This is a genomic window from Thermocrinis jamiesonii (genome assembly GCF_000702425.1).
Taxonomy (GTDB): Bacteria; Aquificota; Aquificia; order Aquificales; family Aquificaceae; genus Thermocrinis; species Thermocrinis jamiesonii.
In genome coordinates, this window is sequence record NZ_JNIE01000002.1 from 44,855 (window position 1) to 57,573 (window position 12,719).

Below are 12,719 nucleotides of genomic sequence, written 5' to 3' on the forward strand. Positions count from 1 at the left end.
TGGATAGAAATTTCTTTATACTTTTATCTTATGATAGAATGGCTTTTGAAAAAAATCATAGGGACAAAGAACGAGCGTGAAATAAAGCGCCTTAGAAAGGTTGTTGAGAAAATAAATCAAAAAGAGAAGGAATTGGATGAACTTACAAACAAAGAAGTTATTGCTATTTCAAAAGAATTATTCCAAAAAATTTCCCAAGAGGAAAGCTTAAAGGATGAGATCAGCAAGGGTAGGATTACGGAAGAGGTTATCCTTGCCTTTGCTTTGGTTAAGGAGGCGGGGAAAAGGACCATAGGGCTTAGGTTCTTTGACGTTCAGCTCATTGGTGGTCTTGTTTTACATGAGGGTAAAATTGCAGAGATGAAGACAGGGGAAGGGAAAACCTTGGTAGCTACTTCAGCTGCTTACGTAAATGCCCTAACGGACAGAGGAGTGCATGTGGTGACTGTCAACGATTACTTGGCAAGAAGAGACGCACAGTGGATGGGTCCCATATACAGGTTCTTGGGCTTGGAGGTGGGTGTAATAAACTCAGATTATAGTTCCTACAGGGTGGAGTGGGTGGATGAAGATTTGTTCAAAAAAGCGGTAGAAGAAGACCTTAGAGTATGGCCTAAGGGATACTTTGAAGAAATACTTCCTTCAGAAAAAATAAACGTGGAAGCAAAAAAGGCGTTTTTTACCAAGTTGGTTTCTTGCGATAGAAGAAGCGCATACCAAGCCCACATAACTTACGGCACAAACAACGAGTTTGGCTTTGACTATCTAAGAGACAACATGAGCTTTTCTTTGGATGATATAGTTCAAGTAAAGGGACATCACTATGCCATAATAGACGAGGTGGATTCTATACTCATAGACGAGGCAAGGGTCCCGCTGATAATATCGGGGCCATCCCAGATGGATACTTCCATTTACTACAAGGCAGACCAAGCGGTGAGAAGGTTAAAAGCTGGAGAAGACTACACGGTAGATGAAAAAAATAGGACTGTTCAGCTAAAGGAAGAAGGTATAAAAAAGCTTGAGGAGTTTTTGGGAATTGAAAACCTTTATGACATTAAATACATAGACCTACTGCACGCTATTTATCAATCCTTAAAAGCTCACGAGCTGTTTAAAAGGGATGTGCATTACATAGTAAAGGATGGAGAGGTGCTAATAGTGGACGAATTTACGGGTAGGGTTTTACCTGGTAGAAGATGGTCCGACGGATTGCATCAGGCTATAGAGGTCAAGGAGGGTGTGCCCATACAGCAAGAGAATCAAACTTTGGCAAGCATAACTTTTCAGAACTACTTTAGGCTTTACCAAAAGTTGGCTGGTATGACTGGAACAGCAGAAACTGAAGCTTTAGAGTTTAAAGAAATATATGGGCTTGATGTGGTTGTGGTTCCAACTCACAAGCCCATGCGCAGGAAAGACTTGCCAGATATGGTCTTTAAGACCAAAAAGGAAAAGTGGGAGGAGGTGGTAAAACAGATAGAAAAAGAGCACAGCAGAGGAAGACCCATCTTAGTAGGCACAATATCCATAGAAGACTCAGAGCATCTTTCTAAACTTTTGAAAGAAAGAGGCATACCTCATAACGTGCTTAACGCAAAACATCACGAAAAGGAGGCAGAGATAATTGCTCAGGCGGGAAGGCTTGGAGCTGTTACCATATCCACCAACATGGCAGGTAGAGGTACGGACATACTGCTTGGTGGAAATCCGGAGTATTTAGCTAAGGAAATTCTGAGAAAAAAGGGTAAAATTCCGGAGGAGGCTACTCAGGAAGAGTGGAAGTCCGCTCTGCAAGAAGCATACAGAATAACTGAAGAGGAAAAGAAAAAGGTAATTGAACTTGGTGGTCTATTAGTTATAGGAACGGAAAGGCACGAATCAAGGAGGATAGACAACCAGCTGAGGGGTAGAGCTGGTAGGCAAGGCGACCCAGGTGAATCCAGATTTATTCTTTCCCTTGAGGATGACCTTCTGAGGCTATTTGGTGGAGACAAGGTAAAGAAGATGATGGAGCTTTTGAAGATCCCCGAAGGGGAACCCATAGAAAGCAGAATGGTAACGAAGGCTATCGAAAATGCACAGAAAAGGATAGAAGCCCAGAATTTCCAAATAAGGAAGAGACTTTTAGAATACGACAACGTAGTAAATGTGCAAAGGCAAACTGTTTATGGATTAAGAAGGGATATTTTGGAAGGCAAGGACTTAGAAGAATACTTGGAGGAGTTTGTAAAGGATGTGCTTAATCAAAAGGTTACACAGCTATTGCCTGAAGAGGATCCTGAACTTTGGGAGTTAAAGCCCTTGGAAGATTATTTAAATGAACTAACTGGAAGAAAAATAGACATTCCAAAGGTTAGAGACAAAGAAGAGCTTGTGGAAAAGCTAAGCGCTGAAATACTCAGCATACTGGAAGAAAAGAAAAAGGTGTGGGGAGATACTCTTTTTAGAGAGATCTTTAAGGTGATTGCACTGTCCAACCTTGACCAGCTATGGAGGGAACACCTTCATATACTTGACAGACTAAGGGAGGGTATATACCTGAGGGGATATGCTGCAAAGGATCCGTTGGTGGAATACAAAAAGGAAGCTTTCTTGCTCTTTGAAAACATGCTGTATAACCTAAAGGAAAAGGTACTTGAAGATTTGATTAAGGTTCAGGTTGCTTCTCAAGAAGAGGTGGAAGAGGAGGTAAAAAGGGAAGAGGAGGAAAGGGAAAAACTGCTTAAATCTGCCATTTTCAGTGGGGTAGAAGGCAAAAAGGACGAAAAAGGGCCAAGAAGGAAGACTTTAAAGGAAAGGTTAAAAGCCAAAAGGAAGAAGGTCTAAGCAAAAGTCAGAAACTTCAATAGATTGGGGTATAATACTTTACCTATGGAATACGCCTTCTTTGAAGACAAAATAGTGCCAGTAGAAGAGGCAAAGATAAGTATAAAGACCAACTCTTTTCATTATGGCACCGCAGTTTTTGAGGGTATAAGGGCTTATTGGAATGAAGAGGAAGAACAACTATACATCCTATTTGCCAAAGAGCACTACCAGAGGCTTTTAAACAACTGTAGAGCTATGTTCATGGAACTTAAGTATTCCGCCGAAGATTTAGTGGATATTACAAAGGAAATTCTAAGAAAAAGCGAAGTAAGGGAGGATGTTTATATAAGACCTATAGCTTACTTCAAAGACCTTGCTCTAACTCCAAAGCTTGTCGGCTTTACCCCCACTGTTGCCATATACATTTACAAGTTTGGTAGATATTTGGACACTTCCAAGGGAATTAGGGTAAAGGTTTCTTCTTGGCGTAGGAACGACGACAACTCTATCCCTTCAAGGTGGAAGGTAGCAGGTGCTTATGTAAACAGTGCGTTGGCTAAAACTGAAGCTCTCCTATCTGGATATGACGAGGCGATAATGTTAAATCAGAACGGTTTTGTAGCAGAAGGTTCGGGAGAAAACATATTTATACTGAGAGGTAGAAAACTTATAACCCCTTCTTACTCAGAGCACATATTGGAGGGCATAACAAGATCTGCGGTCATAAAGCTTGCAAAGAATGAGCTGATGTTAGAAGTTGAAGAAAGACCCGTAGCAAGGAGTGAGCTTTATATAGCAGATGAAATTTTTCTAACAGGAACCGCCGCTGAGATAACACCGGTGATTGAGGTAGACAACAGAAAAATAAATGGAGGGGAAGTGGGACCCATCACAAAAGAACTGCAGGAACTTTATTTTAAGGCTGTGAGTGGTAGGATGGAAAGATACAAAGTTTGGCTTACGCCAGTTTATGAAAAGTGAAATATACGAAGAATTAAGATTAAGAGCTTACGAGTATCTAACCCTAAGCAGGTTTCCTGGCACAAAGGAACACAAAAAAGCAAAGGAAATTATAAAGACCATTCTTAGAGAAAAGGCTATTCCTTTTGTGGAAGAACGTTTTTCAGTAAAAAAGCGTGTGCCGGTTAGAGCTTATTTAGAAACAAATGGAAATTTTGTTAAAGCTTTTCCCTTTGTTGGAAGTTTGAGCGGAACCTTTGAAGGATACGTAAAGGAAGATTTTATAGAAGGGGACATAGCCCTTCAGGAAGCAAAGAGCGTAAACTTTGAGCTTTTAAAGAACAAAAATGTAAAAGCTTTGGTTTGTTATCTTGGCAGTTTAGACCAAATATTCTACGGTGCGGTGCATGAAGATTTAGCGGTAGTTTCTATTAAAAGGAGCGAGCTTCCAAAAGTAAAGGACTTTTACGTCAGGCTTTATGTGGAAAGCAAAGAAGAAGAGCTTAGGTGTAGCAACATAGTGTTTGAGTTGGGAAAAGGTCCTGTGGTTTATGTGATAGCTCATATGGATACAAAGCCAGAAACTTGCGGAGCGGTAGACAACGGATTGGCATCTTTCATCCTACCTTATCTCTACCAAGAGTTGAAGAAGGACTTTAGACTTCCTTTCAAACTTAGGTTTCTGATTACCGATTGTGAGGAAATAGGTTTAGAAGGTGCAAAGCACCATGTAAGCAAGGGACTAAAACATGCATATTATTGCATTAACTTAGATGGCATAGGATGGAACAGTCCGGTGGTTATATACAGAGATAGTGGTGGATACAACGATCATGAGTTGTCTGAGCGTTTCTACCGCATAGCAAGGCAGGTAGGTTTAGAAGTTGAACTCAAAGCGGTCCCATCCGCAAAAAGCGACCACATACCCTTCAAAATGGCTGGACTAAAAACGCTTTTCTTAAGCTCCCATCCACTACCTATTAGGCACACTATCTGCGACAATTACTACGCAATAGATTGGCAAATAGCCAAGCTTTGGTTTTTTGCTGTTTTGCATTTCCTAAAAGACCTTGGAAAAATTTAAAACACGAAAGCTAACAGCACTCCTATAAAGGCAAGAAGTTGTGCAAAAAAGTTTTTCTCTGTTTTCCGAACTTCTTATAAGTTTTGCTTATCTTCTCCATAAGATAAGCTTATGATTGTATAAGAAAGTTGAAATTGAAAACGATAGAAAATTTTTAAACTTTTTAATAGCAGGAGGTTTTCCCATGGATGTAGGTGGAAGCTTTTATGACAGAAAAGCGTACAGCACTTGTTATATGTGTGCCTGCAGGTGTGGGATAGAGGTATATATCAGAAACAACAAAGTTACTTACATAAAGGGGAACGATGCGCATCCTACTAACAAAGGTGTTTTGTGTGCAAAAGGTTCTTCTGGTATTATGAAAGAATACAGTCCTGCAAGGCTCAGAAAGCCTCTGCTTAGGGTAGGTCCAAGAGGTTCTGGTAAGTTCAAGGAAATAGAGTGGGAAGAGGCGCTGCAAATAGCAGTGCAGTGGTTAGAGGAAGCTCGTAAAAAAGGACCATACAAGATAGCCTTCTTTACCGGAAGGGATCAAATGCAACAGATAAACAGCTGGTTTGCAAGCCAGTTGGGAACTGTAAATTGGGCAGCTCACGGTGGATTTTGCTCTGTAAATATCGCCGCCGCAGGTCTTTACTCCATAGGTGGTTCCTTTTGGGAATTTGGAGAAGCAGATTTTGAAAACACTAAATACTTTATGCTCGTGGGTGTGGCAGAAGACCACTCTTCCAATCCGTTTAAGCTTGGCATTCAGGAGATGAAGCGCAAGGGTGGGAAATTTGTAGTCGTCAATCCTGTAAGATGGGGCTATGGTGCGATAGCAGACGAGTGGATCCCAATAAAACCTGGCACAGATGGAGCATTTTTCCTTGGTTTAATGCACGTGCTGTTTAAGTATAACTTGGTGAATTGGGAGTTTCTTAAAGAATACACCAACGCAAGCTGGCTTGTAATTCAAGCACCAGGAACCTCAAAGGATGGACTCTTTTACAGAAACCAAGAAGGAAAACCTATGGTTTTTGACAAGAAAAGTCAGAGCTTTAAGCCTGCGGATAGGATAGTGCCAGACGATTTGGATCCAGCTTTCATCGGAGAGTTCAAAACACCAGAGGGATATACTGTAAGACCAGCCTTTGACATATTCGCAGAAAGACTTGTAAAAGATTATTCGCCAGAAAAGGTGGAAAAGATAACAGGCATTCCTGCAAAGGACATAGAGCGTATAGCCAAAGAGATGGGCACAATAGCGTTGTATCATCCTATAGAACTTCCCATTGAATGGACCGACGTTTGGGGAAGAAAGCACAAAAAGGTTGTTGGAAGGCCAGTATCCTTCCACATTATGAGGGGTATAGCTTCCCACAGCAATGGCTTTCAGACCGCAAGGGCTGTTTTCTTGCTTATGATGATGTTGGGCGTGGTGGATGTGCCCGGAGGATTTCTCAATAAGCCCCCCTATCCAAAACACATAGAAGATCTTCCCAAACCTTACAAGATTACAAGGCCAGACGAGATAAAGTACGGAGAAATCTATCCTGGACCTCACCTTGGTTATGTTCAAAACCCGGACGATCTCTTGGTGGATGAAAAAGGAAACCCAGTAAGAATAGACTGGGCTTACAGCTGGTGGTTCCCAATGACAGCTCACGGACTAATTCAAAACGTGATCCCTGCAGCCTATCAGCAAAACCCTTACGGAATAGAAGTTTTGATGATCTACATGGCAAACATGGCTTGGAACTCGTCCCAGAACATTCCTTACATCATAGAAGCCCTGACTGCCACAGACCCTGCGGGCAACTACATAATACCAAAGATCATTACCATAGATGCTTTCTACAGCGAACAGGTTGCTTATTCGGATTTAGTCTTGCCAGATGCTACATACCTTGAGCAGTGGTTTGCGTTGTCTTTGCTTGACAGACCACCTTCTGCAGTAGATGGTCCAGTAGATGCGCTGAGACACCCCATCGTAGATCCCAAACAAAACGGCTACGATGTGATGGGTTGGGGGGATATAATGGTAGAACTTGGCTCAAGGCTGAAACTTCCCGGCTTTGTAAATCCAGACGGTTCAAGAAAATACAAGGACTTTAAGGATTTTCTTATAAATTGGCAGATAAGACCGGGTGTGGGTGCCCTTGCGGGATGGAGGGGTAAAAACGGAGACAAACACTTTGTAGGAGAGCCCAACCCTAAGCAATTGGAAATGTACATCAAAAACAAGGGATTTTTCTACTACAAACTTCCGGACAACATGAGATATTACAGACACGTAAATAAGGACTACCAGGAATGGGCGGTTGGTGTTGGTTTCCTAAAGAAGGTAGCCCCAATAGTGTTTAACTTTTACCTTGAATCCCTTCAAACCTTTAGACTTGCAGGTCAGGGACTTTGGGAAGGTAAAAATCAACCACCGAACGACCCAATCCTCAGAGAAAGACTTATTAAATACTTTGATCCCCTTCCTTTCTGGTATCCGCCCTTTGAAGAAGAAGTTTCCGGAAAAGACTATCCACTTTATGCCTTTACCCAAAGGCCCCAGTGGATGTATCACTCTTGGGACTCTCAAAATGCATGGTTAAGACAGATATCCACAAGAAATTACCTTTACATGAATCCAAAGACCGCAGAAAAACTCGGTATAAAACACTTAGATTGGGTATGGGTTGAGTCAAGAATAGGAAAGGTTAAGTGTCAAGTATTCCTAACAAACACCACAGAACCCAATTCAGTTTGGACCTGGAACGCCATAGGTAAAATGAAAGGTGCTTGGGGTTTAAAGCCAGAGGCAGAAGAAGGTCATCAAGGCTTTCTGCTGAACCATGTGATACCTCACAGCATCAACATTGGAGGAAGGGAGATCTATTATGGAGACCCAATAACTGGACACTTGGCGTGGTTTGACACAAAGGTAAAGGTCTATAAAGCAGAGGATCAAACGCCAGAAACTTATCCACAGTTTGAAATAGAACCATTAGATTATATAAAGGAAAGATGGGTAGAGGTTTTAAGGTATAAACCATGATAGGAACAAAGAAAACAGTAAAAGACTACATGGAACTCCCAGAAGGGGCACCTTATCAACTAATTGAGGGAGAACTTGTTATGAGCCCTGCACCAGGATATAGTCATCAAAATACCTTAGGAAACCTTTTTATCATCCTTAGGACAAGACTAAAAGACGCCCAAGTTATTCTGTCTCCCATAGATGTTTATCTTGACGAAGAGAATGCTTATCAGCCAGATTTAGTGGTAGTTTTAAAAGACAGCAAAGCAAAGGTAGAAGAAAGGGGCATATTTGGAGCGCCCGATGTGGTGGTGGAGATTCTTTCTCCTTCCACTGCCTATTATGACCTTACGGAGAAAAAAGATGTTTATGAAAGGGTAGGTGTAAAGGAATACTGGATAGTGGATCCAAAAAGAAAAACCTTTGAAATATACTCAAACTCAGAGGAAGGGTTTAAACTCACTTCTCAGGCTAAAAAAGATGGAAAAGTCAGGTCCGAGCTTCTTGGCTTAGAAATAGACCTTAAGGAACTCTTTGAGGAGGTTTGATCATGCCACAGTATGCTTTGGTGATAGACCTAAACACCTGTGTGGGCTGTCATGCTTGTGCTACAAACTGCAAAGAATGGAACACACAGGCGTCTTTTGGACCCCTTTCGGACTTTGATCCGTATGGAAGAAATCCCGAAGGGGTATGGTATAACAGGATAATGACTTATGAAGTGGGAGAGTTTCCAGACACTCAGGTTTTCCATCTTCCCAAATCCTGTCTTCACTGTCAGAATGCGCCCTGTGTGCCTGTATGCCCCACCGGTGCAAGTTATAAGAGGGAACAGGATGGTATAGTGCTGGTAAATTACGATGACTGCATAGGATGTAAGCTCTGCTCTTGGGCTTGTCCCTACGGCTGTAGAGAGTTTGACGAAGCGGATAAAGTGATGAAAAAATGCACCCTTTGTATAGACAGAATATACGATGAATCACTACCACCAGAGCACAGAAAACCCGCATGCGTTTTGACTTGTCCCGCAAAGGCAAGGTTCTTTGGTGATATAGAAGACCCCAACAGCGAAGCTTACAAAATGATCAAAGAAAGGAATGGCTTTGTATTGTTTCCAGACATGGGAACCAATCCAGCTAATCATTACCTGCCAAGAACGGAAACTAAAATTCACATAGATGAACACCTGTTAAAGCCCGAAAATCCTATGTTCCTTGAAGTGCTAAGAAGACACTACAAAGGAGGTTAAAAGATGCATCCAGCCCTATCTCTGATCTTTTTCTTCCTTACCGCAGGAACGTCCATAGGTCTTTTTACCTTTACTTACTTTATGGAGTTTCTCACGCTTTTTGGAAAGCAGACTGGCCTTCCAAAACACATGGTCCTTATCTCAAACATAATATCTCTGATTCTTATTGGACTTGGAGCCATAGGAGCAAGCTTTCACCTTGGACACAAACTAAGGGCATGGAAAGCAATAAAGAGGTTCAGAACCTCTTGGCTTTCTCGGGAAGCAGTCTTTAGCGGAACCTACGGATTCACACTCTTTATATTTACTGTGCTTAGATTCTTTGATCAAACAGGCTTTTGGTATCACCTATTTGGTGTGATAACCTTCATTCTTGGATGGTTAAGTGCTTATTCCACCGCAATGATATACGCATCCAACAGGTTTGTTCCAGAGTGGAATACCTCTTTAACAGTGCTTTACTATCTGAACATGTATTTAATGCTTGGTTCTTCTGCCTTCCTGTCCTTGACCTATTTTTACAGAAAAGAATTTGTGGGCACCTTTTTGTTCCTTGCGGTGCTGTTTCTTTCTTTGGGACTTGCATTTAGGCTTGCGTTCAACATCAGACAATTTTACTTAGACAGACCAACCATAAACGAAGCACTGAACCTTCCCCACAACAGACCAATAAGAGTTTTGGATACAGGCACCACCACCGAAAACTACTGCACAAAGGAATTTTACTACAAAAAAGGAAAGGAGCTTCTCCCCAGCGTCTTACCCATAGCTTACATCCTCACCTTTGTGGTGCCCCTTTTCCTTTTACTCTATGCGTGGATATCTGGGAATATAAACTACAACTTTGTAAAGTTTGCCTTCCTGTCTTTGGTAGTGGGAAGTTTTCTAGAAAGGTGGTCCTTTTTTGTGGAAGGAAATCATGTGCAAAACCTTTTCTACGGTCTTTATCCTAAGGAAGGCTATACCCTCAGAAAAGGCTTTATGGAAAGAAAAAGAACAAAGATCTCTTACAGATAAAAATTGGGGGCCGTTGGCCCCCTCTTAACCTATAAACTTACAAGTCTCTTCGTCTATGGTGGTATAGAGTGGTTTTACTTTACCGCCGGGAGTGGTATCTTCAAAGTCCCTTGGAACACCAAGCTCTTCTATACAATGGACCAAATCGTGGTAAAATTCCGCAACTTTTACTAATCCCGTTTCCTTTCCAACCTCGTTAAACATTCTTATCTTGTCCGTAGCCTTACCCTTCCCTCTTTCTACTATGGCACCCGCATGTCCAAAAGACACACCTTCCAAGTTTTCTTGAAATCTACCTGCGACAAAAGCAGCGACAGGCTTATTCCATCTTCCTTCCTTGTATAACCTCAGTATAGTTTCTGCAGCCTTTTCTTCGTAAGAGCCTCCTACCTCTCCTTGGATGATTACTCCCTTTACGTTTTGGTCGTCCGCTATCCTTTCCAAAACATCTGCAAAGGTAGTGCAGGAGATAACATCTCCACCAAGAGCCAAAGCCATATAAACACCCCAGCCTCTCCTCTTAAACATCTCTGCGGTTGTGGTGGTAAGCCCACCAGACTTTGACAGTATTACCAATCCACCGGGTGCGTAAGCTATGGATGGGTTCTTTCCACCTATGGCACCTATTCTTGCGGGAATGCTTGGAACAATGCAACCCAAGGATGTGGGACCAACTATGATCACACCTCTTTCTTTGGCATAATGATAAAAATAAACCGTATCCCTTATGGGCACGTGCTCTGTGACTATGTATATAAGCTTTATTCCAGCATCTACCAATTCTATTACCGCATCTTTGACGGAAGTTGGAGGGACATAAACAAGGCCTGTGTTTATCTCCGGATGGTTTTCCAAAGCTTCCTTCACCGTGTTATAAACTGGCTTGCCTGCTACCTGAGAACCTCCCTTTCCGGGAGTTACACCTGCAACAACAAAGCCGGGATAAAGAGCTTCCGATTCGGTAACTACCTGCGAAGCTTCCCTACCGGTTATACCCATCACCAGTATTCTGCTTTTGTCGTTCAGATAAACTGTTCCTTTGGTCCAACTCATACTATTACCTCCTTAAATACCTAAATCGCTTGCTTGCTCTTCGGTTAAAGCCCTCTCTTCCTTAGAGGAAGCTTGGCACTTTTCCAAAAGCTCCTTTAGTCTTATGGGTGCTTCTGTCAAGGGCAAGGTAGAATCGTAGATCTCTCCCTTTACACCGCATTCTTTAAAAGCTTCGTATAACATTCTCAGTCCTTTCTCCGCCTCCGGACCGTTCCTTCTAACAACCCAGATCCAATCTGGATTGAGCTTTCCTTCTTTGTAAAGGTCCCTTATAGCATTTGCTACACCTTCACCCAAAGTAACGTCTATCCTCGTGTTATTTGCAGTTCCACCGCAAACCAATACTCCCCTAATGCCGGGTTTAGAGAGGATTATCCTGGTGATTTTATACATTTTTTCTGCGGGAGGATTCCCTCCAATGTCTGTAAAGTTAGCGGGTCTTAGACCTACCGCATAGGTTGTTTCTATGGTAACAGTAGAGCCTCCACCCCCAAAGGTCATCATAGCAATGTCTCCATCCATTTCTACATAAGAGCCCGCCTTTCCTCTGTGGTCATCTCTGTCTATGAGAGACGCCTCTATTTCCCTTTCGGTTGGAGGTCTTTTTAGTGCGGTTCTTAAGCCGTATATTTTTGCAGGTGGCACAGACGCATCGTCATCTATTATAACCACTGCATCCAAAGCCAAGACTTTTTGCTTTCCTCCCACATCACATATAGCCAATGGATTTATTTCCAACAGCCTTGCTTCTACTTCCCAAAAAGCTCTCCACATATTTGTTATTACCTCAGAAAGCTCTCTTAAAACACCCATAAACTCTTGTGGAAAACCAAGCTCTAAAAGATAGTTCCTTACCATGTGTGGATATAGGCCCTTTATTGGGTCTATGACCCAGCTTTTAACCTTTTCCTGCGGAACTTCTTCTATGTCCATTCCCCCTTCCAAGCTCAAAGTTAAGACTGGCGCTCTAACTTCGGTAGAGTAGGTTATTGATGCATACAGCTCTTTTAGTATGTTTGCCTTTTCTGCAACTATTACCCCCACGGGCATTTCCCCGTAGACTGGATACTTCAAAAGGGCTTCCACTGTCTCTATTCCATCCTGCGGTGTTTTGCAGAGCTTTACCGCACCAGCTTTTCCCCTTTTACCCACCAGAACTTGGGACTTTACCACACATTCCCCCAATTGGTTTATAAACTCTACCACTTGGTCGTTTATGTGGTCTGTGAATACGTAGCGTGGGGTGGGAATTCCATACTTTTTAAATATCTTTTCGTAGGCTTCGTATTCGTAAAGGTTCATGCCTTACCTCCGAGAAAAAGGTATGATAAAAATTATACAATTATTTGCCCGCTCTGTCTATGTTAGCCGAGGCTGTTCGAAAAATCCACCGAATACCTTACGTGAGCTTGAACAGTTCTTATTTGTGTTTGGTAAAGGTAACTTGCTTCTTCTCATAAGGATTTTTTATACCATAACTTTCCTAAAGTGGCATTTTTCGAACAGCCTCAGCCTTACACGTCTGCCCTCCAAGA

Annotated in this window: 9 protein-coding genes; 7 read left to right on the plus strand and 2 right to left on the minus strand. The window is 42.2% G+C overall.

Annotated elements, in window-relative coordinates; genetic code table 11:
• The first annotated feature begins 30 nt into the window (after positions 1 to 30).
• The 7 genes from secA (at position 31) to sreC (ending at position 10,131) form a co-directional block, all read left to right on the plus strand.
• On the plus strand, positions 31 to 2,829 hold the full coding sequence (gene secA / locus K217_RS0100325) for a preprotein translocase subunit SecA (RefSeq protein ID WP_029551147.1): 2,799 nt from the start codon (positions 31 to 33) through the stop codon (positions 2,827 to 2,829).
• A 45-nt stretch (positions 2,830 to 2,874) separates the two neighbouring features.
• The gene (gene ilvE, locus K217_RS0100330) at positions 2,875 to 3,792 is read left to right on the plus strand and encodes a branched-chain-amino-acid transaminase (RefSeq protein ID WP_029551148.1); all 918 of its coding nucleotides are present in this window, start codon (positions 2,875 to 2,877) and stop codon (positions 3,790 to 3,792) included.
• Positions 3,782 to 4,855 (plus strand): M28 family peptidase, encoded by a 1,074-nt coding sequence (locus tag K217_RS0100335; RefSeq protein WP_029551149.1) that lies wholly within the window; start codon positions 3,782 to 3,784, stop codon positions 4,853 to 4,855. Before ilvE ends, K217_RS0100335 begins: the two co-directional genes overlap by 11 nt.
• A gap of 184 nt (positions 4,856 to 5,039) precedes the next feature.
• Positions 5,040 to 7,883, plus strand: a complete 2,844-nt coding sequence (sreA, locus tag K217_RS0100340; protein ID WP_029551150.1) for a sulfur reductase subunit SreA — start codon at positions 5,040 to 5,042, stop codon at positions 7,881 to 7,883.
• A complete protein-coding gene (locus K217_RS0100345; protein ID WP_029551151.1) occupies positions 7,880 to 8,413 on the plus strand; it encodes a Uma2 family endonuclease in 534 nt (177 codons plus the stop codon). Before sreA ends, K217_RS0100345 begins: the two co-directional genes overlap by 4 nt.
• 2 nt (positions 8,414 to 8,415) lie before the next feature.
• Positions 8,416 to 9,114, plus strand: coding sequence for a sulfur reductase subunit SreB (gene sreB / locus K217_RS0100350; protein WP_029551152.1), 699 nt, complete (start codon positions 8,416 to 8,418; stop codon positions 9,112 to 9,114).
• Positions 9,115 to 9,117: 3 nt separating this feature from the next.
• A complete protein-coding gene (gene sreC / locus K217_RS0100355; RefSeq protein WP_029551153.1) occupies positions 9,118 to 10,131 on the plus strand; it encodes a DmsC/YnfH family molybdoenzyme membrane anchor subunit in 1,014 nt (337 codons plus the stop codon).
• 24 nt (positions 10,132 to 10,155) lie between these two features.
• Here the strand turns inward: sreC and K217_RS0100360 are convergent, their stop codons facing one another.
• Entirely contained in the window at positions 10,156 to 11,184 is a 1,029-nt protein-coding gene (locus K217_RS0100360) for a succinate--CoA ligase subunit alpha (RefSeq protein WP_029551154.1), read from the minus strand.
• A 12-nt stretch (positions 11,185 to 11,196) separates the two neighbouring features.
• A complete protein-coding gene (locus K217_RS0100365) occupies positions 11,197 to 12,486 on the minus strand; it encodes a succinate--CoA ligase subunit beta (protein WP_029551155.1) in 1,290 nt (429 codons plus the stop codon).
• Positions 12,487 to 12,719 lie beyond the last annotated feature (233 nt).